This is a genomic window from Rhodococcus sp. G-MC3, from assembly GCF_030063335.1.
GTDB lineage: Bacteria > Actinomycetota > Actinomycetes > Mycobacteriales > Mycobacteriaceae > Rhodococcoides.
The window spans coordinates 1-23488 of the sequence record NZ_JASISW010000003.1 but is presented as its reverse complement, the minus strand read 5'-3'; the positions used below and the strand labels follow the sequence as shown (position 1 = coordinate 23488).

Sequence of the window (23488 nt, the reverse complement as noted above, 5' to 3'; positions counted from 1 at the left end):
CCTGCGACTGCGAGTGCTCATCAGAATGCATGCGACGGCGCCAGTGCCAGATGTTCATCTTTGTCTTGGTCGGGCGAGTTAGGTTCGGCAGTCCTTATAGACTCCGTCGATGCCCAGCGAGTTCAACCGCGTCGAACGCCCCGGTGTGCACTTCGCGTGCGACCTGGGCCGGTTCGGTGATGCACCGGCTTTGATCACGACGCATGGGACGGTCACCTACAGCGACCTGGACGAGCGCATCGATCAGCAGGCATCGAACCTCGGCCAGGACCGTCGTCTGGTGCTGATAGCCGGTGCCAACGACGTCGACGTCATCGTTACCTACCTTGCGGCACTGCGCGCAGGACATCCGGTGCTGCTGGCCTCGGGCGACAATGCGGACCATTTCGACGGTCTGATCGACACGTACCGGCCCGACACGGTCGTGCGCAACATCGACGGCCGCACGGTCGTCGAGGAACTCGGTCAGCGACCCAGTCATCAGCTGCACCTTGACCTCGCGTTGCTGCTCAGCACTTCCGGTTCGACCGGTTCGCCCAAACTCGTCCGCCTCTCGCACCGCAACGTGCAGGCCAATGCCGAGTCGATCGCAGAGTACCTCTCCATCAGCGCCGCCGACCGGGCCGTGACTACGCTGCCCCTGCACTACTGCTACGGGCTGTCGGTCGTGCACAGCCACCTGCTACGGGGCGCAGCACTCATTCTGACCGATTCCTCAGTCACCGATCCCGGCTTGTGGGACCTCGTGCGGACCCATCGCGGCACTACGTTCGCGGGCGTGCCATACACCTTCGATCTGCTCGACCGTATCGGGTTCGAACAAATGAATCTGCCGGACCTGCGCTACATAACGCAGGCAGGCGGAAGGCTGTCGCCGGACCGTGTCCGGAGATACGCCGCGCTGGGTCGACGCCAAGGATGGGACTTGTTCGTCATGTACGGGCAAACTGAGGCGACCGCCCGGATGGCCTATCTGCCACCGGATCTTGCGAACACCCATCCGCATGCCATCGGGCGTCCGATTCCCGGCGGATCCTTCCGCCTCGAGCCGGTCGCAGACGCTCCCCGCGGTACGGGTGAGCTCGTCTACTCGGGGCCGAACGTCATGCTCGGCTACGCCGAGGACCCCGACGACTTGCGCCTGGGCGACACCCTCGCCGGCGAGCTGCGAACAGGTGACCTCGCCCGGCGCGCGGACGATGGACTGTACGAGGTTGTCGGCCGACGCAGCCGGTTCGCGAAGGTGTTCGGTCTGCGTATCGATCTGCAACGCGTCGAGTCCGCGCTCGCGCAGCGAGGGCTGACCGTGTGCTGCACCGGCGGCGCGGATGAACTCGTCGTCGTCGCGGAGGACGTTGACGTGGACGGCGTCCGACGCTCGACGGCACAGTTCAGTGGCCTTCCCACAGCAGCGGTTCGGGTGTGTCTCGTCGACCAGATACCGCGAACCTCTACCGGTAAACCCGACGCGCGAGCAGTCGCGGAGATTGCGGGCAGGCCCGACCCCGGTCAGGCCGCCTCGACGACGAAGACCGACCCCGATATCGCCGATGTGAAGGCGTTGTACGCCGACATCTTGAATTGCGGACACGTCGACGACGACAGCACGTTCGTGAGTTCGGGCGGCGACTCTCTGTCGTACGTACGAATGTCCATGCGGCTAGAGGAGATGCTCGGTCACCTCCCGGCGGACTGGCACAACACCCGAGTCGTGGACTTCGTTCAGGCACGGCGCCCGCGCCGTGGCTGGCGCCGGGTGGAGACGAATGTTCTGCTGCGCGGCCTTGCGATCGTTCTGATTGCCGGCTCGCACATCCACCTGTTCTCGTTGCTCGGCGGGGCGCACGTACTTCTCGGAATCGCCGGCTACAACTTCGCGCGCTTCCACCTCGGCGCGGCCGATCGCACCGCACGCGCACGTCGCGCGCTGCGGAGTGTCGCCCGGATCGCCGTCCCCAGCATGGTGTGGATCGGGGCCGTCATCGCCCTCACTGGGGACTACCGCATCACCAGTGCATTCCTGCTCAACGGGATCTTCGGCCCGGATGGTTGGTCCGTCGAGTGGCGATACTGGTTCGTCGAGGCGATTGTGTATATCGTCCTCGTCGCCGCCGCCGTGCTCTATGTTCCTGTGATCGACCGCGTCGAACGCGGTCACCCGTTCTGGTTCGCGATGGGGATGGTGGCATTGGGCCTCGTCACCCGCTACGGGCTGATCGAGATCGACGACAGCCGCAACCGCATTCTGACCGCGTCGGTGGTCTTCTGGTTGTTCGCCCTCGGCTGGGCCGCCGCCCAGGCGAAGACCGTATGGCACCGAGTATGGGTCACCGCGGCGATCGTGCTCTCGATTCCAGGATTCTTCTTCGGCGACACCCAACGAGAAGTCATCGTGGTCGCCGGACTTTGCCTGCTGGTGTGGCTCACGTCGATCCCGTGCCCGACGATTCTGAGCCGAGTTGCGGGGGTTCTGGCGAGCGCTTCTCTCTACATCTACCTGACCCATTTCCAGGTCTATCTACCGTTGCGCGACGACTATCCCTGGCCGGCGTTCGCCCTGTCGATCGTCGTCGGGATTCTCTACTGGCAGGCGGCGACGTTCGTGATCTCCGGTCTACGGTGGAATAGGGCAAGGCCGGGGATTAGGTTTGCCAATCCTTTAAGTATCATAGTTGCGTCGGAGACGGCTGGGCGTAGTCCCGCAAAAGCAGAGGATGGACGATGAGCAAGCGGATCGAACTGATGGCGGGGCTCGCTCTGGCCACCGCGGCAATGTTGACGGTGTCGGGGTGTTCGAGCGCTGAGTCCGACTCGGGCGACGACAACCGAATCACCGTCTACAACGCCCAGCACGAGTCGCTCACCAAAGAATGGGCTGATGCGTTCACCGCAGAGACCGGCATCGAGGTCGAACTGCGCCAAGGCAGCGACACCGAACTCGGTAACCAACTCGTCGCAGAGGGTGACCGATCGCCTGCAGATGTATTCCTCACCGAGAACTCCCCGGCGATGACGCTCGTCGAGAACGCAGACCTGTTCACCGACGTCGATCAGGCAGTGCTGGACCAGGTTCCGAGCCAGTACCGGCCGTCGAGCGGTAAGTGGACGGGCATCGCAGCCCGCACTACCGTGTTCGCCTACAACACAGACATGCTGACCCCCGAGCAGCTCCCGGCCTCGCTGCTCGATCTGCAGGACCCCGCGTGGAAGGACCGCTGGGCGGCATCGCCGTCGGGAGCCGATTTCCAAGCCATCGTCAGCGCGCTGCTCGAGTTGAGGGGCGAGGACGCTACTCGCACCTGGCTGGAGGGGATGAAGAACAACGTCCGTACCTACAAGGGCAACGGCACGGTGATGAAGGCCGTCAACGCCGGCGAGATCCCGGGCGGCGTGATCTACCACTACTACTGGTTCGGCGATCAGTCCAAGACCGGCGAAAACAGCAGCAACGTCGCCCTGCACTACTTCAAGAACGAAGACCCCGGCGCTTTCGTAAGCATTTCCGGTGGTGGCGTGCTGCAATCCAGCGCCAAAAAAGATGCAGCGCAGCAGTTCCTGGCGTTCGTCACCGGGCAGAAGGGTCAGGAAGTCCTGCGGGACGGAACCTCGTTCGAGTACTCGGTGGGTAGTGGAGTGCCGGCCAACGCGGATCTGGTTCCCCTCGCTGAATTGCAGGCCCCACCGGTCGACCCGGCGAAGCTCAACAGCCCGCAGGTCACCGAGCTCATGACCGAAGCCGGTTTGCTCTGATTTCGACGGCGAATCGTCGACAGCGACTGGGCGACGCAGGCAGGCTGCGCCGCCCAGCTGCCCGGTCGCGTATGCCACTGCCATTGGCCATCACCGCGGTGATCGTGGTGGTGATGTCGCTTATCCCGCTCGGGTATGTGATCGCTGCGAGTGTCGACACTGGCTGGGCTACCGCGTCGGCGCTGCTGTTCCGGTCGCGGGTCCGCGAATTGTTGGTCAACACCGTGATGTTGGTGATGGTGACGGTGCCGATCTGTGTGGCAATCGGCGTTGCGGCCGCCTGGTTGGTCGAGCGCACACGGGTGTTCGGGGCGAAGGTGTGGGCGGTACTGCTCGCTGCGCCGCTGGCTGTTCCGGCGTTCGTGAACAGCTACTCGTGGGTGACGGCAAGTCCTTCCCTCGGCGGGCTGCGCGGCGGCGTTTTGATCGCGACGCTCTCGTACTTTCCGCTCGTCTACATTCCGGTAGCCGCGACGCTGCGCAGGCTCGACCCCGCGGTCGAGGAGTCGGCGCGAGGACTCGGTATCGGACCGTGGGCGGTGTTCTTTCGCGTCGTGGTGCCGCAGTTGCGGCTGGCAATCTCCGGCGGCGCGCTTCTGGTCGCGCTGCACCTACTCGCCGAATACGGCGCCTTCGTCTTCATCCGGTTCGACACCTTCACGACAGCGATTTTCGAGCAGTATCAATCAACGTTCAACGGAGCTGCGGCGACCATGCTCGCCGGTGTTCTGGTGCTGCTGTGCCTCACACTGTTGGTGATCGAAGCGGTTGTGCGTGGCGGTGCCCGATATGCCCGCATAGGTTCGGGTGCAGCCCGCCCTGCTGTGCCCGCAGAACTCGGCTGGCGGTATTCGCCGATAGCCCTCGCGTTCCTGGGCGTGTTGATCGCAGCGTCTCTCGGAGTCCCGATCGGCAGTGTTGTGCGGTGGCTCGTCATCGGCGGCAGCGAGGTGTGGGAGTGGGACGATGTCTCCTCCGCGCTACTCCAGACGCTCGGGTTCGGAATTGCCGGTGCGGTCCTGACGTGCGCACTTGCATTCCCGGTCGCGTGGATCTCGATTCGCCACCGCGGACGGTTCAGCCGTTTCCTCGAGGGTGGCACCTACATCTCGAGTTCGTTGCCCGGCATAGTGGTTGCGTTGGCGTTCGTCACCGTCGCCATCCGTTACGCGAGCCCGCTGTATCAGACGGTGGTCGTGGTGATTGCGGCTTACGCGCTGCTCTTCCTGCCACGTGCGCTGGTCAACCTGCGCGCCGGGCTCGCGCAGGCGCCCGTCGGGTTGGACGAGGCGGCGCGGTCGCTAGGTCTGTCACCGCTATCGAGCTTCTTTCGGGTGACTCTCAGACTGACGGCACCGGCCACCGCGGCTGGTGGTGCATTGGTGTTCTTAGGGATCGTGAACGAGTTGACCGCCACACTGCTGCTGGCACCGACCGGAACCCGCACACTGTCGATGCAGTTCTGGTCGCTGAGCAGTGAGATCGACTACTCAGGGGCGGCTCCCTACGCGCTGATCATGATCGTGCTGTCCCTGCCCATGACCTACATTCTCTTCTCCCAGTCGAAAAAGATAGCGGGCCTGTGACATACGCATTGAAGGTGGACGAGCTCGACAAATCGTTCGGTCACGTAGCGGTGCTACGCAGCGTTGCGTTCGCGATCGAGGCTGGATCCACCACAGCAATCGTCGGGCCGTCCGGGTGCGGCAAAACGACGCTGCTCCGACTCATCGCGGGCTTCGACAAACCCGACGCAGGCACCATCGCATTGACCGGCAAGATCGTCGCGGGAGCAGACTGGACGCCTGCGCACCGAAGGTCGGTCGGGTATGTCGCCCAGGACGGGGCCCTGTTTCCACACGCCACAGTCGGCGCGAACATCGGGTTCGGCCTGCCCCGCCGTGCCCGCACCGTCTCGAAGATCACCGAACTGCTCGAGATGGTATCGCTGGACTCGTCCTACGCGTCCCGTCGACCCGATCAGCTTTCCGGCGGTCAGCAGCAGCGCGTGGCACTCGCGCGGGCGCTGGCGCGGGAACCTGAGCTGATGCTGCTCGACGAACCGTTCTCCGCACTCGACGCCGGCTTGCGGGCGCACACCCGACGGATCGTCGCCGACGTCCTCGCCAAGGCGGCGATCACCACCATTCTCGTCACCCACGACCAACCCGAGGCCTTGTCGTTCGCCGACCAGGTTGCGGTGATGAACTCGGGCAGTCTCGCACAGATCGGTACACCTCGCGAGATCTATTCCCGCCCTGTCGACGTCGCTACCGCTGAATTCATCGGCGACGCCGTCGTCCTGACGGCCCACATCGAGAACGGTCGGGCCCGCTGCGCCCTCGGCGAGGTCGACGTCGCCCCGTCCTCGAACGCCATCGCAGGTGCTGCCCGAATCATGTTGCGGCCGGAACAGATCGAGGTAGCCACCGACGGCGCAGGAGTATCGGGGGCAGTCGCCGATGTGGAATATTTCGGGTCGGAGATGCTGCTCGGGGTCCGCCTCGACACCGTGGACACCGTCGTGTCCGAGCGGGTTACTGTGCGTCGCTTCGGTTCCACCGCTTTGACGCCCGGCGACAGGGTCACCATCCGCGTCCTCGGCGAAGCCGTGGCGTACGACCTGTGAGAGTTTTCCATGGGTGATGAGACTCAGCTGCAGTTTTTGGGAGAGCCTCCTAACGGGATTGAACCGCTGACCGCTCGCTTACAAGTATCTTGGGAGACAACCCGATACGTCCGGTTGGATCCACCACACAGCCTCTGATTTGTATCAATCGTTCAGACGGTACTACCCGAATCCACCCTCGTAGGTACCGACTTGTGACATGCTCGTGGCACCGAGGTTCGCACCGAAAGGCCGTGTGGACTCTAGTGAATCCACCCGGACGCGCAGCTACTCGGTGCACACCTGACCCGCAGAAATCTTCGCCCTCAATCCACTAATTGACCACGGCTCCAGTGTAGATTTCTCTGCGCTCGAGGTTCCTTTGAATCCCGCAAAACACCGGCCTTGAACAGCGCCTCCGATAGCACCAACGCTACGTACGACGCCATCTGTTGACCCCGCACCGATCGCAACCGGCGGTGGTCCGCAAGACCAAAGGACGGAGGTGCCCCGCAGACCGTTCGTGGCCGGTAGTAGGTGTTACGACGTTTTTCCAGCTCGGAAGGATCCAAGGCAGTTCATCTGGCACGACATCTGCCAGCTACGAACAATCGCGACGGCGTCCGGCGACCTCTCCGGTACCGCAAACGTCCGGTCGACAACTCGGCAAGTCCGGACGAATATTGCACGTTTCGAATATTGCGCATCCACCAGTCACGGTTGACCGCGAACGTCCACGCCGCCTCATTCATTCACCGCTCGGCTCGAGATCGTCGACGACGGAACCCGTTCCCGTGTCGAAGAATTCGGCGTCGCCGCCGAGAGTGACAACACCTCGATCGCCAGCGACGCGTATCAGCGTTCCCCGACACCTTCCCACGGGGCGAACGCCGCTATAGGGAGCGACCACGCATCGGTGAGCGCGTCGACACTGCCCCCGTGCAGCACGGATTCACTGTCCTCGGGGTTACCCTCCAAGATGTACACAGAATCACCGTCGGACTCGATCGCGAAGGGAAACCATCGGTCGGGCAGTGGACTTCGGCGGGTCGCTCCGTTGTCAACACCAACAGCAACAGCGGCCGGGACGTCCGAGTACGAATCCAGGCACAACAGTTCGCCCCGCGCAGGTCGACTCGCGCAGCTGTCCAATCCTCCCGGAGACGCCGACCACTGCACCTCGCCGTCGCTGACTCCGATGCCCACCAGCTGGACGTCGTCGAGTGAATACGTCCTGGGGTTCGGCAGTCCCACCGCGGAGACAAGAACGTCCCCTCCGTCGACGACGCCGTAGGCACCGGAATCGAACATGAGGCCGGCGGCGGGCGAACGGAACGCGGCGAACTCACGCCCGTAAGCGGATCCCGCTTCAGCGGACCATGCCGAAGTGTGAGTAGGTCCGGATGCTTGCTCGGTGGTGGTCGCGGCATTCACACCGGAAGCGACATCGGTCCGACTGTCGGGCGAAGGATCGATGTCGCCGCGAGTCAAAGCCACGATAGCGGCCACCACCGCCGCCGCGGCCACCACGACAACCAGTGCGGTGCGACGTTTTTGAGCACGCAGGCCATGCCGATCCGAGCTGTTGTGGACCGAAGTGTCGTTCATGGCCACTGCTCGATCGGGGTATTGGCGACGGCGTCGAGCACGTCGCCCGGTAGCGGTTCCGGCAGGGACAGCGGCGCTCTCCCATTGGCTATGATCTCGACTGTCGACCTTGCCGACACCGGACGGGCGGGTGACTGTGATCGAGCGCGACAGTCGCTACATGGCGGGTCCGCCGTCTCGCTTGACACCCTCTGGCGAGCACGTGTTCTGCTGGTTTCGAGCATGGCAGCGACGGCAGTCTGGCCGTCAGCACCCCTGATCCTCGAAGGAATACCGAACGCTTCGAATACTGAACATCTGTCAGTTTTGCTCAACATCGACTGCTCCAGACCCACACCCGATGTTCGCTACTGCCAGCCGGCATTGAGGGCCGGGATACTCACGCATCGCAGCACCAAGCGGCAACGCGGAGGACGGCGAGCCGCTACTGTCCACCCACCCCCATGCGTGGCATGGGTAGTGGGTGGACAGCGGCAGACCGGATCGATGCGTCAGCGGGCGGTTGGGAGTTCGACGGAGGCGTCCTCGAGAAGAACATGTGCGTCGATCATCTGACCGCCCCGTTCGACGTAACCCATCAGGTTCGCACCGGAGCCCCAGCCGAGTAGCCGCTGTATCTCCTCGGAAAGGTCCAGCAACTTCTCGCGCGGAATCGACAGGTACTGGTTCTCTTCCTGACGCAGACATGCCAGATCGAAGGCCATCGTCAGTCCGGTACGTGGCATGTCGGACGAGTTGTTCCCGCCTCCGTGATACGTCGAGCCGGTCCAGATCAGAGCCGAACCGGCTCGCATCACGGTCGGCACTGCTTCGGCTTGTTTCGGGCCTCGTTCGTCGTCCCACCGGTGGCTTTTGGGTATGACGAGGGTGCCACCGTTTTCCTCCGTGAAATCGCTGACCGCCACCATGATCTGCAGCCGTCCCTCACGGCCGTAGTCCGGGTGGCGCCACAGAAAGCTCGTGTCGTCCCGATGAAGAGGCTGCGCGCCTTGCCCTGGGTGGATCTCTATTGCCTGGGTGACACCGATCTGGATATCTGGAGTGATTTCGATCTGGTCGTCTCCGGCCCAGACAGACAGGGGCGTCTGGAGAATTTTCTTCGCAGCTCCGCAGTAGAGCGGGTGGAGCGCGATCTGGGGCATGAGGTCGATCCGTCCGAACAGGCCTCCTGCTCTTCGGGTCTGGGTTCCAGCGAAGAATTCGTCTTCTCCGTAACCGGTGCTTTCGAGGACAGGTTCGAGTTGAGCACGCAGTTCATCGAGTTGACCGGCGTCGAGAAAACCCTCGACGATGACTCCGCCGTCGCGGTGGATCACGTCGACGATCTCGTCGACCGTTGTTGTCACGGGCAGGGCGGTGAGGTGGTTGGCCGTGGTGGTCATGGGTGTCTCCTCAGATTGTGGATCGTCATTGGCAGAGAGTGTTTCGATTTGCGCGAAGATTCCCTTGTCTCCATATCCGGCGGTGCATGCACGCTGTAGGTTTTCGAGATTCGCCGTCATCAACGCGGCGCGTTGGCCCGCGCGTTGCATCGACTGCTGCCACGCCTTGACTGCTGCCGCGTACACGTTCAAGGTTGCCTGATCGGTCTCGTAGTCACCGGATTCGAAGGCTCCCAAAGCTTCTTGAAGGAGCTCGAGCAGTTTGTCGGTCCAGAGATGCAAGCTGTGGCGCATCTCCGAGATCGCGACGTCCTCGGATTGGACGTACGCTGCTGCTTCGTGGAATGCACCGAGCGCAACGTTGAAGAAAGCGCCTGCCATGGCCGCGTCGATCACATTTGCCGCGCCGGGTCGGGCTCCGACGTATCGGGACTGTGCGGCGATGGGCAGTACGAGACTCCGCACATCCTCCCATGCTCGCTCGTCTCCGGAGTAGTTTATCCCCGAGCTTTCGGTTCCGATGTCCTCCGGGTATGCGGCTATGGCTCCGTCGAGATACCGTGCGCCTAGCCCTTCGACCCACTCGGCGAACTGGTTCGCTTCTTCCGGCGTCCCGGTTGCGGTGTTGACGATGATCTTCCCGTCAATCGAATCAGCCTCTGCCAAAACATTTTTAGCGATTTCATAGTTCAGCAGACTGATGATGACGATCGGGCTTGCGGCAATCGCGGACTGCGGTGATTCGGCGACTGCGACCCCAACGGCAGCGAGAGGTGCGGTTCTGTCGGGGGTTCGGTTCCATACCGTCACCTTGGATCCGTTGCGGGTAAGTGCCTGAGCAAGAGCAGTTCCCATCAGGCCGGTGCCGAGTAGCGATACATCCATGTTGATCATCCTTTACCTGTCGTCAGTGCGTGGAAGTCGGACCTACGGAAGAACCTGGTGCGCAACCAATATTCGATTGTGCTGGCCGGCCACAGGGTGTCGATTCGGCCGTCAGCGGATTGGTACCAGCTCTCGCAGCCGCCCGATGCCCATACCGTTCGTCGCATGCGCTCCTGGGTGGCGGCGTAGCTGTGTGTCTGGACAGTGCGGTTCAGATCGAGCGCAGGGATACGCTTTCGGCGCATGTGCCGCACCGCGGACGCGATGTACCGGGCCTGCGCTTCGATCATAAAAATGATCGAGTTGTGGCCGAGACCGGTGTTCGGTCCGTTGAGAAACCAAAGATTCGGGAAGCCCGCAGTCGCAAGCCCGAGCTTTGTCGCAGCGCCCTCGCGCCAGCTATCAGAGAGTTCAACTCCCTCGCGACCGAATATTTTCATCGGCGCCAGGAAGCTGGTTGCCTGGAATCCTGTCGCGAAGATCAAAGTATCGACACTGTATTCAGTACCATCGGAGTCAATGATCGAGTGCGGGCAGATCTCGGCAATTCCCGAGGTGATCAGGTGTACATTCTCCCGTTGCAATGCGGGGTACCAGTCGTCGGAAATCAGGCGACGTTTACAGCCAGGGTCGTACTTCGGGGTGACCCTGAGTCTCAAGTTCGATTCCGGCACTTGTTGTTCAAGGTTGGCGAGCGCCTGGGTGCGATACTGTTCGACGAGCTTGCGGTTTCCGAGGAAGGCGCTGGCGAGCCTTTCGAACGCCCAATAGGTGCGCCATCGGAGCCACCGTTGACGATACGGACGCCGCACGTATCTTTCACGGGTTCGGGGTGATAGCGCAGCGTCACCTCGGGGCATGACCCAGTTGGGTGATCGCTGGAACACATGCAAGGCGGCCGTGCGCGGGGCGATTTCGGGGATGAATTGGATCGCGCTGGCACCGGAGCCGATCACCGCGACACGCCTTCCCGACATGTCGAGGTCATGTCGCCACTGGGCGGAGTGGAACGCGGTTCCCTCGAATGTCTGGAGTCCGGGAAGCTGTGGGATGGACGGATTACTCAGGCCCCCAGAGCCGTTGATGACAACCGCCGCCACCACTGATTCTCCGGAAGCGAACTGGATGCTCCAGTGGAGCCGGTCCTCATCGAACCGCATTTCGGATACCTCGACGCCGAAGCGGATGTGCGACATCAGATCGTATTGCACGGCAACCGCTCTGAGATAGTCGAGCAGTTCCGACCATGGCGGGAAGATGCGGGTCCAGTTCGGGTTCTGCGCGAATGAGAAGGAGTACAGCACACTCGGGACGTCGCATGCTGCCCCCGGATATGTGTTATCTCGCCAGGTTCCGCCGACGTCGTCGGCGCGTTCGTACAAGGTGAAGTCGTCGATGCCCTTCTTCTTCAGTTCGATCGCCATGCACAGTCCGGAAAACCCGGTTCCGATGATCGCGATGTGGCCGTCGTTGACCCGTGATGACATTGCTGTGCCTTTGTCTAGAGATGGATTCACGTCGTCTTCGTCGACGTGAATTTGTCCAGTGCATAGATGCTCTTGTCCACACTGCGGCCGGAAAGTTTGCGCCCGCCGAAGGGAACGGCAAGGTCACCTTCCTCGTAGGGGTACACCCAGATAAGGCCTGCGTCGGGGTCGCACGTGAGTCGCTGGGCTCGTGTGAGATTCGACGTCCACACGCCCACTCCGAGACCAAACGGAGACATCGGCCGGGATCGCCAGCGGGATACTGGTGAAGGCAGCGTCGTTGTAGGGGGGGATACAACTTGGTGGCGCTCACTATCGGTGCCGTCGAGCCAATGACCGTTGAGCCACATGGCATGCGGTGTTGGCACCGTCGCGACTGGTGCCCATTCCTCACGGGTGTTCATCTGCGATCTGTTTCCGAGTAGAGGGTCGGGCACTGTTCGTTCTCGGGAGGAGGGGCTTGCCGGCATAAATCGGTGGAACGCGGCCCGCCCATGGGATGGCTTCTTCCAACTGTGCCGCCACGGCAAGCAACAGTCCTTCGCGGCCGGGGGCAGCGGCGAGCTGCACTCCGATCGGAAGGCCGTCGAACATTCCCGTGGGAATGGAGATCGCTGGTTGGCCGGTGACGTTGTAAATCGCGGTGAAGGGTGCGTACCGCGCCAAAGTGTCGCCCCACTCGTCCGCGGTGATGCCGGTTCGATTGGAGTCGAGCTCGCCAATCGGCCAGGCGGTTGACGCAGTGGTTGGTGTGAGCGTCAAATCGAACGACTCGAAGAAGTTTGCGGTGCTCCGGGTCAGGTGGTTCTGGTAGTGGCGGGCACGCGCGATGTCCGCCCATCTCAAGGTGAACCCGTGACGAACCATGGCCGCAGTCGAGCTCTCCAGCGCGAGGTACACGACCTCGATGCCGCATCCTCCGGTCAGTGCGCGCATCGACTCGGCGATGGACGCGGACCAGAAAGTGAGATTGAGATCCCGGAACCGCTCGGGGTCGACATCCGGTGCCGCGTACTCGACGTGGCCACCGAACTGTTCGAGCAAACGCGCGATTCGTGCCACCTCGGTTGCAACGGCGGTATCCGCAGCGGGCCCACCTCCAGGCGAGTCGATCGAAACGGCGATTCGAAGACCTTCTGGGCGCTGCGCGGCCGCTCGGCGGTAGTGGCCAGGACTGCGACGCGGCTGAAAGTACCGGTCCCCCGGCGCGCTGCCGTGCACCACGTCCAACAATGCGGCGGCATCGCGAACTGTCCGTGTGATGGCGAACTCGGTGGTGAGTCCGAACAGCGGTTCGTCCGAGTCGGGGCCGGGTGGAACGAGACCGCGGGTCGGCTTGAGTCCGAGGACCCCGCACAGTGCGGCAGGGATTCGTATGGATCCGCCGGCGTCGTTGGCATGCGCCCACGGCAAGGCCCCGGCTGCGACGAGCGCCGCGGAGCCACCGCTGGATCCACCGGCAACCCGTTCCGGGTTCCAGGGGTTGCGAGTAGGACCGTTCACCGCTGGTTCGGTGGTTGCGTTGAATCCGAATTCCGGTGTGGCGGTGCGACAGGTCACCGCCAGTCCGGCAGCGCGCCACCGTCCCATCAAATCGGAGTCGCGCGTGGCGACATAACCCGCGGTTGCTGCGCTGCCGTTCTCGTTCGGTATCCCGGCCGCCGTGCAGAGTAGATCCTTGAGTGCGAACGGAACCCCTGCGAACGTGCCGGATGTGGAGTACGTCGGCGGCGGATCGAGCGCGGGGCCGACAGTGGCGCCGAGGTGCGGGTCGACTTGGGATATCGCAGCTAGTGCGGCATCGCGCACTTCAGCGGGGTTGATCTCGTTCTGGTCGAGCCGAGCCTTGAGGTCCGTGGCATCCATGCGTGAGTAGTCATGCAGCTCCATCGAATGTCTCCTTCCGTGCGAGCGCGGCCTGAACCAACCATGCAAAGACCGGGTCCTTCCGGCGCCATTCCGGATGCCATTGGACGCCGACGACCGGTCTCTCGCTCATCTCCACGGCTTCGACTACGCCGTCCGGAGCCCACCCGGTCGCAGCGAGGCCCGGACCGAGCCGGTCCACCGCTTGGTGGTGCAGGGAGTTGACCTCTATGTGTGCGCCGTATATTTCGAACAATGTCGAACCGGTGACGAGCCGTACGCGGTGGGTCTCGTCTGCTATCCCGTGTCCTGATGACCGGTGGTCGATGTCAGTGGTCGGGAGATCAGGCACGAGCGTGCCTCCCAATGCCACATTCAGCATCTGCATACCTCGACAGACTCCGAGTAGCGGAATATTTAGATCGATGGCACCCGATATCAATTCGATTTCATACGCATCTCGACGCGGGTCGCTGTCCGGGTCGGTGGGCACGGCGTCGATGCCCAGCGTTTCGGGGTGAACGTCCTGCCCGCCCGAAATGACTATCCCGTCGAGCTGTCCGAGTAACTCGATTCCGCCTGCTTCATAGGGTATTTGGACGACAAGAGCGCCCTCCATAGACAGTCGAGCCGGAAAATCGGAGTAGTGCATGTCGAACTCGAGGTGGCGATATCGGGGTTCGACATCTTGACGTCCTGCGCTCGAGCGACGACCGGTCACTCCGATCAGTGGGCGGCGCACACGGTCAGCTGAATTCGACGACGACACGATTCACACCTCCTCCGCGAAGCGCCGTGATTCCCGAGTTGATTTCGCCGAAGGGAAATCGCAGCGAGATCATCTCGTCGAGTTCGAGTCGGCCCTGGCCGTACAACTCGGCTAATCGGGGAATATCAGTCGGAAAATGGTTCGATCCGAGTAGAGAGCCTTGCAATCGTTTCTCCTGGAAAAACAACTCCGAAGCGGTGATGTGCAAGGGTTCGCTGTCAGGCACCATGCCCAGGACGGTGGCAACACCTCCTGGAGCGAGCATCGAGAAAGCCTGTTCGACTGTGACTCTGCGGCCGATCGCCTCGAACGAATAGTCCACTCCCCCCGGACACAGCGTGCGCACAGCGTCGACGGGTTCGGACTCGGCCGCATTCACTGACGCGGTAGCTCCGACCCGAAGGGCCTGATCGAGACTCCGTTGATCCACATCGATCGCGATGATCCGCGCCGCGCCGGCAAGCCGTGCGCCCTGTATAGCCGAGAGCCCGACTCCCCCACAACCGATGACGGCAACGGACGACCCGGGTTCAACGCGGGCGCTATGCCAAACTGCCCCGACGCCGGTGATGGTTGCACACCCGAGCAGACTCGCACAGTCGAGAGGTAGCGCATCGTCGACGCGGACCACGCTGTTCTCGTGGACGAGCATCTGCTCGGCGAACCCGCCGACACCACCCATTCGACCGACGGGTCGGCCGGCTTTGTTCGTCAGTGCCGGTTGAGGCCTGGAGCGGATACGGGAGTGATTGGAGCACAGGGTCAGTCGACCGGAAATGCAGTAACGACAGCGACCGCAGAACGCGGTCATGCACGTCACGACGTGGTCGCCCGGTGCTACTGCCATGACTTCTGCGCCCACTGATTCGACGACGCCGGATGCCTCATGCCCGAGGACCTCGGGAAGTTCGGTTCGCCAGAGCGCGTCGATGTAGTGCAGGTCGGTGTGGCAAAGCCCGACGGCTGCCGTGCGGATATGAACGTCCCGGGGGCCGGGAGTATCGATCTCGAGTTCCTCGAACTCGAGCCGCCCCGGGGCAGCGTTCAGTACTGCGGCTTTCATAGTTGTTCCTGCCCTCGGTGTCAGACGTGCTCGAAGTAGCGTTCGAGCTCCCAGTCGGAAACTCCTGCTGCCGGGTCACCCCCGGTGGTGAAGAACTGCAACCACTCCCACCGTCGTGTGCCGATCCAGTACTCGACCATCTCTCGCCCCAGAACCTCTGTCAGTTCTCGATCAGCGCTCAGCTCCGCGATCGCCTGGGAAAGGGTGGCGGGCAGCTTCGGAGTTCCCGGCGGCAATCCCCAGGCCATGACGGTGCATTCGGGGCCAGGATCGCTACGGTCCCGGAGTCCGATCAGTCCGCCGGCGAGGAACGAGGCTATCGACAGATAGATGTTCACGTCCGCTGACGGAACGCGATACTCGACGCGAGAGAGCTTCTCGGTGGTGCACACGGCCCGGACAGCGGCGCTCTTGTTGTCCACCCCCCACGTCACGGTGGTGGGCGGTCCGTCGAACTCTGCGATTCTCCGGTATGAATTTACGGTGGGGTACTGGAATGAGCTGGCTGCCGCTAGATTGTTGAGGACACCACCGATGAAGTGCCGCATCGTCTCCGACGGACGTTGTGGCTCGACGGGATCGAAGAAGGCATTCCGCCCCTCCTGCTGAAGCGAAAGGTTGATGTGGGCGCCCTGCCCGAATTGGTCCGGCGACCACCGCGCCATGAAGGTGATGGTGCGGCCGTGTTCGTAGGCGACTTCCCGCATGATCTGCTTCGTTCGGACGTACCAGTCTGCTGCGGTGAGAATGTCGGTCGGTGGGAGGTTGATCTCGATCTGGCCGTGCGCCGACTCGTCCGCCCAACCCTCCCAGGGGATTCCGGCCCGCTCGATTCGGTCAGCCATGGCGTCCATCAGTATCGTGTAGTCCCGTGACCTGCTCAGCAGGTAGATCGCACCCTGGGTGCCACCAAGGGGATGCAGGTTCTTGAAACGCTGTTCCCGGGCCTGCTCGATGGACTCCTCGAACACCGTGGCCTCGATCTCCACGGCAGCCTTGCCCGTGTATCCCATCTGGCCGAGCTCGCCGACCATACGCGCAAGCGTCGACCGCGAACACACCGGAAGAGGTGCGCCCTGCTGGTCGACCAGATCACACATCACCGTGGCGAGACCAGGCAGTGAGGCGTCCTCGGAGAGGGTCGCAAGGTCGGGGCGGAGGAAGACGTCGTGCATCTCGCCGCGCCAATCACCGAAGTCGAACCCCAGCTGAGCAGTGTTTCCAAGATCGACCGCGAGGGCGATATCGGCAAATCCCCAGCCCGATTGGGTACCGGACTCAAACTTTCTGGGTGACAGATGTTTTCCCACCAATGCCCCGTCCAACGTCACCGTTTGGACGCGAACCGTGCGAACGCTATTGCGGTCGATCCAGCTGGGGAGGTCCGTGGCGTCAGACATTGAGAACCGCTTTCATCGATGCTCCGGCGACGACCGACAACTGCCGGTGCGTGCCCTTGATGTAAAACTTTCCTGCGCGCAAGGAGTAGACGAACAACTCGAAACCCGCGAGTAGTCGCCGTAGGTCCATCTCGAGGCCGTGAATTTCATACGCATCCGTTGCGGGGCCCAAGTGGACGGCCGCGCCCGTGTCGAGAGCATTCAATGACAATCCGGGCATACCCGGCAGACCGGATACTTTCTCCCAGAATTCACGACCGGCGATGTCCAGTGTCGGTGGCTCCGGTTCGATAAGAGTCGACAACGCGGCTACATCCACTGCGCCGGCCAGTGGTTCATCCCCGGAAACACGCAGTTCGTCGACATCGATGCCGACAACAGGAACTGCCGGACCGTCAGGACTGCTGACGTGCATGCCGGTTGCTGTTCGAGTCAACCGTGCGCGTTGCGGGTCACTGGTCGAGTGGAGGTCAACCTCGACGGACATCGCCTCGAGGGCCTTCCAGCCCGAGCCGGAACGAAGCGCAACACGCAGGCGGGTCGCAACAGCTCGAACCAGCGGAGTTGGGTCGAATTCCGTTGTGACGGCGGCGTCGGGATCATGCCGGATATGGGATTCATCGAGTCGTGGCGGATGTACATCCACCCGCTCTCGGATGTCAGTCATGGGGGTGTTCCCTCCAGTAATGGGCGTGGGCGACCGACTCGCTCCCGCGGTCACGACGTGCAATTCGTGCGACGTCACAGCGGATATCGCCGAGTGTGATCTGACGGACGATACGGTCGAGCAATGAAGTCAGTCACATGACTGAATCATGTGACTGAGATTATGGCGGATCTCAGCTAACGTCAATAGGCAAACCGGCAGAAGGCCTCGAGGTACCGCGTCGCGGCACACCGAATCCGCTAGCTCATCGAGGGTCTACCGGGGTGTTATGCACGCAGAGCAACGTCGATACGCTCGAACCCAGCGAGGCACGACAACGAGAAGGCGAACGGTGGAGCGAATGGCGTACCTGACGGCATCCGAGCGGCGGACCGCGATCGTCCAGGCCGCTGCCCGAGTCATTATTCGCGACGGGCTGGCCGCGGCGACCACCCGTCGAATCGCAGACGAGGCCGGCGTCAACCTCGCTGCGTTGCACTACAGCTTCGACGGCAAGGTAGAGATCTACACCGCCGTGGACGACATGTTTCGCGCCACCGCGGTGGGATCAAGCCTGGAGTCAACGACCGGGGGCACCCGAGAGGAGATCATCCGCTCCCTGCTCCAGCGCTTCCAGGATCTCCTCCGAACCGACCGAGGCGTCCCGATCGCCCAATACGAGCTGCTGCTGTGGACGCTGCGCAATCCTGACAAGGCCGAACTCGCCGCAGCCAGCTACAGCACATACATCTCGACATTCGCCGAGGAGCTTCGGCACGCAACCGACATCGACGGCAGCGACATAACACTCCTCGCCCGCTACACGGTCGGCGCAATCGACGGCATCTACATGCAAAACCTCGCGACCGGCGCGACCGGCGTCAGCGCACCCGAGCTCGACGCCATCTCGTCCGCGATCGTCGGAATCATCGACTCGATCCACTCACCCCGCTGAAATCTTCCCGGCCGTCTCTCAGCGCCGGCGGCCCGAGCGTCGAGCGATGGCTGTGCGCCCGGCTGTGCGGCTGCGCAGCTGGATTCGAGACACTTCTCGGAACTCGTCGACGGACGGCCACCTGTCTCCGACAGCAGCAGCGTCAGCACACCCGGATCGTTTTGCGCGCCAACGCCTTGCTCGCCATAGACCACCGTCCGCGCCTGCCGCTGCGGGAAACGCACCAGCTTGACCGACGCCTCCGGCCCGGCCTCGAACGGCCGATCGACGGCGAGACATCAGTCCAAGCCGAGACACTCGTACCAATGAGCCCGGGCGGGGGTGCGTGCCATCGATGTGCTCTTGGGTGGCAGGTCAGATCTTAACTGCTGCCTTGGAAATTGCTTTGCCCGCAGCTACGTCACGCAGCCACTGAGGCACGTCATCCCCGTCGCGCTCGCTCATGACTATCGAGGCGCGAGCTGCAGCGGCGGCGACCCGCGGGCGCGGAGACTTGCCGCTCTTGTGTTCTTCGGTGGTAGTCATCGCGGGCCCTCCTGCTCATCCCGGCTATCAGTGTCCTCGTCATCGGTCGAACGCGCCAGCGCCAGGGCGGTGCGATCAGCAACCACTTTAAGAACGGCTTTCTCCGTGGTGGTCATGAGTGGCGAATCGGGTGCCGCTGCGTAGATGTCTCAGCCGAGTCCGGCTTCGTCGCTCACAGTGTGGTCGAGGCACCAGGTGATGCGTTGCCACGCTTGGCAGCGTTTGTCGGCAACGGTGCGCTGTCGGATGGTCAACGCGACTCCGACGACGGCTGATACGCCGACGATCAGAGTCACCCACGCTTGGGCTGCCATGACTCTGACGTTCCTTCCGGTATCGCTAGGGTCGGGCTACGACTGTGTGGCCGCGGTCGCTGTAGTCGAAGCCGAGTTGCGGGGCGAGCGGACGGCGGCTGGAACGCTGCGGTCAACATACGGCGCAGGTCCGACACCTGCCGAAAAGCCCGGACGGCCGCTTCGCCTTCCGCTCGAGCCGACGGATCGCCCTGCTCGGTCTATGGCCGACCTCACCCTCTCGGCAGCGTGGGCCCTTCGATACAGCGCCCCGTTCTACACGCAAGTTCCCCGCGGAGGTAGCTTTCCCGCTGACCATCCCGTTCTACGCAGGCGCCAGGTCGTGGCCCTGTAAATCGCGTCCGATAGCTCGGATTTCCGCGCTGCTGCTGTGGTCTACTTTTCGGCGAGACCTGTTGCCGCTGCAAGATAGTCACGTGAGTCTTGAAACGTCTGCGCCACACCGCGTCCCGCGACGGCTCGGTACCGACTGATCTGATCGTCATCGAGAAGATCGAGCACCGTGCTGGAATCCACGTGCATCCACCCGCCGTCTCGTACCAGTTCGTGGGCACGTTTGCCCTGCAGGGCAGAAATTCCCTCGAGCCTGATTCCATTCGGATCGGTCGACGTTGCGATGTAGTAGGCCTTCATGCCGGGGTACCCGGCCTTGACCTTCGCTTGCAACCGCAAGACGGCATCGGCCGCGTCATCGACGGCAGATGACTGCTCGTCGGAACCCTATTCGGCAGCAGAGACTCGCGCAATCTCCGCATCCAATCCAGCAAGCAAAGTGGCGAGGTATTCGAGATCGCTCATCAACTGATGATGCCCTACAACAGAACACTCCTGAACCGGCACCCGACGGCCCAACCCCCATGTCATTGCTCTGTCGGGCAGAACACTCAGCAAACGAATCGGAACCAGGAAATCGGCGCCCAATGATGCCCGACCAATCCCAGGGACTCGTTGGCACGGCACCGAGATGCTCGGGTACATCGCTGATCGCAGGATCCCACACCAACCGTCCATGTGACCGCATCACCGCACGCGGCAAAGCCCGATCGAGATCACGAGCGACCTCGGACCTCGAACCAACAGCGATCAAGTCGATGTCCTCACTGAGACGCCCGTCTACCAAATGCGTTCGTGCCAATGCCGTTCCGCCGATGAACACGATGCGATCCGAGAACTGCACACTCAGTAGCCGAGCAGGTGTGAAATCAGATGATCCCTCTCGACCTGAATGCGTGCGCCGTGGAACCGCGCGGCTACCGAAGCCAAGTCATCGGGAATCACGACCGCTCCCCCAACCGATCCTGCAGCCGCGTCAACGTCGTTCGCATTTTCTGAGCATCGGCGATCTCGGCCACCACAACCGGGTCGCACCGTCGATACAACTGCTCCACCGCCGGCCACACCTCACCCTCGGCGTCACCGAGCCCTGGACGCTTCACCAGATCCAAGACCGTCTGCTCGACCGTTGTCACCAACACCGGACCTAGCTCGGTGTCCATTCGCTCCGCATTCAGACGTGCGGTATCGCGGACGACGAACCGGACCACCGCTGGCCTATCTGCCAACCGAATCGGATCATGCCGCGTCGGGACCGCAACCACCGCCGTCGCCAACGCCCGCGGAATTGCACGTGCATCCGGGCCGCACTGATACCCATCACGACAGCATCACCGGTGCTGTAGGCAGCAACCGCGATACCAGCCGCTGCAGCCTCCAAGCCCGGAATCCACTTCGTCCCGACCTGATCGTCGGGCACAGCCACATAGAAGCCCGTGGCCACTCGATGCAGCAGACCCAAGTCCGTCAGCCGCGAGAGCTCGGCCCGCGGGTGCGCGTACACATCGGCGGCCGTAGCGGCTCGCACCATCCGCATCGGAAGTCGAGCGAACTCGGGAGGTAACCCGGTCTGACGGCGTCGGACATTGCTCGTAGTCACGGTCACCTCCGATAAGTGTCGAATAAGTAGGCTTCAAGCCTACTCAACCGACACTATTTAGAACGTCCCAAGAGCACACGGACACGGCCGTCGAAACCACTCGTGCCCGGCCGCATCCACACGGACGCTCACCAGTGAATTAGCAACGAGTTGTGACATTCTGTGACACCGAGCGCCCGATCCTGCCGATCGGCTGGCAAATCCCCAGGTCGCAGAAACCCCATAAACCCAGGTGGACCGACCAGGCTCATTCTGCAAACGAGCGACGAAAGCGGCCAAAAAGAAACGGCCCCAACCATTTTCACTGGTCAGAGCTGTCCTATGGAGCCTCCTAACGGGATTGAACCGTTGACCGCTCGCTTACAAGTATGTTGCGAGACAACCAGATACGTCCGGGTGGACCCACCGCAGAGGCCCTGACCAGCATTATTAGTCCAGGCGGTGCCACCCGAATCCACGTCAGTTCGTACTGACATGTGACACGCTCGTGACACCGAGATCCACCGTCTGGACCCTAAACGAAGGCCCCATTTCAGCTGTTCGGTGGCTTTACATCTACACGCGCGTTCATGTGAACTCACTCGCGTCCGGCGCGAAAAATTCGCAAAGGAAGTGTGGAATCACAACTCGCGCAGCCGGCACGACAAGCGGCTCTCAGCCCCGACGGGTGTCCCACTCAGCACCGTCGAAGAGACGTCGATCCGCACGAGTGCGCCCAGAAATATTGACCAGCAGCCGAAAGTGGAACCCAATCTCGGGACCGTTCGCACGCTCCACCGTCAGAAGCCGATCGGTCAACGACTCAAGTACGGCGATCAACGGATCGGGCACCCATCCCAAACGGATTTCTCCGTCGTCGGTGACGAGGAACGCGTGCGGATTGACGGGGTTGTCGCTGTCTCGGACCAGTCGGAGGTTGTCGCCGGGTGACAGCGACGCGATCCGCTGCTGCTCCTCCGGCGTCAGATGGCGAACCCCGTGCGTCAAGAAAGGAAAGGACACCAACTCATCGGGGCCCGCAATCGGGGCGGGAAGCAACTCGATCGTGTCACCGACCCGCTGCCCATGCGAGCGAGCAAGCACCTCGAACGGCGCGGCCGACATCGGCAGACCGAGCGCGTCCATGGACGCGTACCGGTCCGGCCGACGCGAGGACACGACCCGTTCGGCGAACACTGGAAAGAGGTTCGCAGCGCACATCGGAACATGGGTGGCGTGCGTCAGCCCGGGTAGCGGACGGAAGTCGTCACGTGCAAGGGCCGACTCCAGGTAGGAAAATTCGTAGCAATCCAGCGTGCGGTGCAGAAACCCGATCGGTACGTACTGGCGCGTGTCGGGATCGCGGACGGTAACGAGAAGCCGGCTCAATGTCTCGGGAGCGCTCGCAGGAACGTGGTCGACCGCAGTGGTGGTCATGCTGTCAACCTCCTCCGGTTCGTGTCCAACAGCGTACGTACAAAGCTACGCCGAAGCTCTGACATTCCGGGAACAGCGTGCACCACGGACTCGACAACGTCAGCGTCGAGTTCGCCAATTCGCTCGATCCACCGGTGGGCGTCCGTGCCAGCACGAGCGACCGCTTGCAACGCCAACTCCACCAACGGGAGGTGCTTGCCGTTCTCGAAGCGGTGCGCCATACCTCGTTCGGCATACGTGGAGGCGTCCCTCGTCGCCATGGATTCGTCCTGCACCCCAGAAGCCAGCGCACTTCCATGGTCGAACGACGGCGCGAGGAAGCGGCTGCCGTCGACATATTGTGTGAGGACACCCCAGTTGATCGCGTGGCGGTCGGTGTTGGCGATCCAGGCGTCGAACACGAGGTAGCCGGCGAAGAGGTCGAAGCCACGGGTATCCGTTCCCAGGTCGCCTTGAGCGCTGACATCGTCGAGAAGACACTGAATGTTGTCCAGGTTGTGGCCGACCCGATTCTTCGGGCGATCGTCGGCGGCACATGAGAGGTAACCGTCGAATTCCGAGAGGAGTGTGTCTCCGGATTCGAGCGAGCAGCCGTCTGGTGTGACGTTGCGAGAGATAATCCCGACCTCGTTACCCCGTGCGGCAAGTTCGACCCGCGCAGCAGGCAGCCCGATCAGCCTGGCCAACTCTGAGGCGATCTTCTCCGACGCATCGTCGAACCGACGGTAGCTCGCTGTCTTGATCGGTTTAACCTCAATACCGTTCAGTTAAGGACCTTCGAGGTATGATGAGTTGTGCCTCGTAGCGGATGGGTGAAACCGGTCTCGGATCGTCGGCTGTCGGATGTGGTGTCGGTGGGGTTGTTGACCAGGGTCTTTCCG

Annotated in this window: 23 protein-coding genes; 6 read left to right on the top strand and 17 right to left on the bottom strand. The window is 62.5% G+C overall.

Annotated features, from left to right (window positions below; genetic code table 11):
• The first annotated feature begins 109 nt into the window (after positions 1 to 109).
• From QMK17_RS03545 to QMK17_RS03530, 4 genes are all read left to right on the top strand, one after another.
• The gene (locus QMK17_RS03545) at positions 110 to 2725 is read left to right on the top strand and encodes an AMP-binding protein (RefSeq protein WP_283507065.1); all 2616 of its coding nucleotides are present in this window, start codon (positions 110 to 112) and stop codon (positions 2723 to 2725) included.
• A complete protein-coding gene (locus tag QMK17_RS03540) occupies positions 2722 to 3750 on the top strand; it encodes an iron ABC transporter substrate-binding protein (RefSeq protein ID WP_283507064.1) in 1029 nt (342 codons plus the stop codon). Before QMK17_RS03545 ends, QMK17_RS03540 begins: the two co-directional genes overlap by 4 nt.
• Positions 3751 to 3821: 71 nt before the next feature.
• Complete coding sequence (locus QMK17_RS03535; protein WP_283507063.1) at positions 3822 to 5336, top strand: ABC transporter permease; 1515 nt, start codon at positions 3822 to 3824, stop codon at positions 5334 to 5336.
• Positions 5333 to 6379: an ABC transporter ATP-binding protein gene (locus QMK17_RS03530; RefSeq protein WP_283507062.1), complete on the top strand. Its 1047-nt coding sequence runs from the start codon at positions 5333 to 5335 to the stop codon at positions 6377 to 6379. Before QMK17_RS03535 ends, QMK17_RS03530 begins: the two co-directional genes overlap by 4 nt.
• An 834-nt stretch (positions 6380 to 7213) precedes the next feature.
• Here the strand turns inward: QMK17_RS03530 and QMK17_RS03525 are convergent.
• The 9 genes from QMK17_RS03525 to QMK17_RS03485 form a co-directional block, all read right to left on the bottom strand.
• Positions 7214 to 7966, bottom strand: coding sequence for a hypothetical protein (locus tag QMK17_RS03525; protein WP_283507061.1), 753 nt, complete (start codon positions 7964 to 7966; stop codon positions 7214 to 7216).
• 491 nt (positions 7967 to 8457) lie between these two features.
• The gene (locus tag QMK17_RS03520; protein ID WP_283507060.1) at positions 8458 to 10233 is read right to left on the bottom strand and encodes a phytanoyl-CoA dioxygenase family protein; all 1776 of its coding nucleotides are present in this window, start codon (positions 10231 to 10233) and stop codon (positions 8458 to 8460) included.
• A 5-nt stretch (positions 10234 to 10238) separates the two neighbouring features.
• Positions 10239 to 11720, bottom strand: coding sequence for a flavin-containing monooxygenase (locus QMK17_RS03515; RefSeq protein ID WP_283507059.1), 1482 nt, complete (start codon positions 11718 to 11720; stop codon positions 10239 to 10241).
• Positions 11721 to 11746: 26 nt separating this feature from the next.
• Complete coding sequence (locus tag QMK17_RS03510) at positions 11747 to 11959, bottom strand: aldehyde dehydrogenase family protein (protein ID WP_283507058.1); 213 nt, start codon at positions 11957 to 11959, stop codon at positions 11747 to 11749.
• 151 nt (positions 11960 to 12110) lie between these two features.
• Positions 12111 to 13610, bottom strand: a complete 1500-nt coding sequence (locus tag QMK17_RS03505; protein WP_283507057.1) for an amidase — start codon at positions 13608 to 13610, stop codon at positions 12111 to 12113.
• The gene (locus QMK17_RS03500; RefSeq protein WP_283507056.1) at positions 13597 to 14355 is read right to left on the bottom strand and encodes a gamma-glutamyl-gamma-aminobutyrate hydrolase family protein; all 759 of its coding nucleotides are present in this window, start codon (positions 14353 to 14355) and stop codon (positions 13597 to 13599) included. The genes QMK17_RS03505 and QMK17_RS03500 overlap by 14 nt, the downstream gene beginning before the upstream one ends.
• Complete coding sequence (locus tag QMK17_RS03495; protein ID WP_283507055.1) at positions 14333 to 15418, bottom strand: Zn-dependent alcohol dehydrogenase; 1086 nt, start codon at positions 15416 to 15418, stop codon at positions 14333 to 14335. The genes QMK17_RS03500 and QMK17_RS03495 overlap by 23 nt, the downstream gene beginning before the upstream one ends.
• 20 nt (positions 15419 to 15438) lie before the next feature.
• Entirely contained in the window at positions 15439 to 16818 is a 1380-nt protein-coding gene (locus QMK17_RS03490) for a glutamine synthetase family protein (RefSeq protein WP_283507054.1), read from the bottom strand.
• Positions 16811 to 17485, bottom strand: a complete 675-nt coding sequence (locus tag QMK17_RS03485) for a hypothetical protein (RefSeq protein WP_283507053.1) — start codon at positions 17483 to 17485, stop codon at positions 16811 to 16813. Before QMK17_RS03485 ends, QMK17_RS03490 begins: the two co-directional genes overlap by 8 nt.
• A 340-nt stretch (positions 17486 to 17825) precedes the next feature.
• Between QMK17_RS03485 and QMK17_RS03480 the strand changes: the two genes are divergently transcribed.
• A complete protein-coding gene (locus tag QMK17_RS03480; RefSeq protein ID WP_283507052.1) occupies positions 17826 to 18419 on the top strand; it encodes a TetR/AcrR family transcriptional regulator in 594 nt (197 codons plus the stop codon).
• Between the two features lie 354 nt (positions 18420 to 18773).
• Here the strand turns inward: QMK17_RS03480 and QMK17_RS03470 are convergent, their stop codons facing one another.
• Entirely contained in the window at positions 18774 to 18944 is a 171-nt protein-coding gene (locus tag QMK17_RS03470) for a hypothetical protein (RefSeq protein WP_283507051.1), read from the bottom strand.
• 149 nt (positions 18945 to 19093) lie between these two features.
• Positions 19094 to 19258, bottom strand: coding sequence for a hypothetical protein (locus QMK17_RS03465; protein WP_283507050.1), 165 nt, complete (start codon positions 19256 to 19258; stop codon positions 19094 to 19096).
• On the opposite strand from QMK17_RS03465, the gene QMK17_RS03460 reads away from it, so the two are divergent.
• Entirely contained in the window at positions 19257 to 19592 is a 336-nt protein-coding gene (locus QMK17_RS03460; RefSeq protein ID WP_283507049.1) for a hypothetical protein, read from the top strand. The genes QMK17_RS03465 and QMK17_RS03460 overlap by 2 nt on opposite strands.
• Positions 19593 to 19633: 41 nt before the next feature.
• Here the strand turns inward: QMK17_RS03460 and QMK17_RS03455 are convergent, their stop codons facing one another.
• The 6 genes from QMK17_RS03455 to QMK17_RS03430 all read right to left on the bottom strand — a co-directional run bounded on the left by QMK17_RS03455 (position 19634) and on the right by QMK17_RS03430 (position 23293).
• The gene (locus QMK17_RS03455) at positions 19634 to 19924 is read right to left on the bottom strand and encodes a hypothetical protein (RefSeq protein ID WP_283507048.1); all 291 of its coding nucleotides are present in this window, start codon (positions 19922 to 19924) and stop codon (positions 19634 to 19636) included.
• Between the two features lie 22 nt (positions 19925 to 19946).
• Positions 19947 to 20414: a nucleotidyl transferase AbiEii/AbiGii toxin family protein gene (locus tag QMK17_RS26365; protein WP_336620125.1), complete on the bottom strand. Its 468-nt coding sequence runs from the start codon at positions 20412 to 20414 to the stop codon at positions 19947 to 19949.
• Between the two features lie 118 nt (positions 20415 to 20532).
• Positions 20533 to 20802 carry a type IV toxin-antitoxin system AbiEi family antitoxin gene (locus QMK17_RS03445; protein WP_283507047.1) on the bottom strand — a complete coding sequence of 90 codons (270 nt, stop codon included), beginning with the start codon at positions 20800 to 20802 and terminating at the stop codon, positions 20533 to 20535.
• Positions 20766 to 21191 carry a hypothetical protein gene (locus tag QMK17_RS03440; RefSeq protein ID WP_283507046.1) on the bottom strand — a complete coding sequence of 142 codons (426 nt, stop codon included), beginning with the start codon at positions 21189 to 21191 and terminating at the stop codon, positions 20766 to 20768. Before QMK17_RS03440 ends, QMK17_RS03445 begins: the two co-directional genes overlap by 37 nt.
• Positions 21192 to 21845: 654 nt before the next feature.
• Positions 21846 to 22607, bottom strand: coding sequence for a hypothetical protein (locus tag QMK17_RS03435; RefSeq protein ID WP_283507045.1), 762 nt, complete (start codon positions 22605 to 22607; stop codon positions 21846 to 21848).
• Entirely contained in the window at positions 22604 to 23293 is a 690-nt protein-coding gene (locus QMK17_RS03430) for a hypothetical protein (RefSeq protein ID WP_283507044.1), read from the bottom strand. The genes QMK17_RS03435 and QMK17_RS03430 overlap by 4 nt, the downstream gene beginning before the upstream one ends.
• Positions 23294 to 23488: the final 195 nt, after the last annotated feature.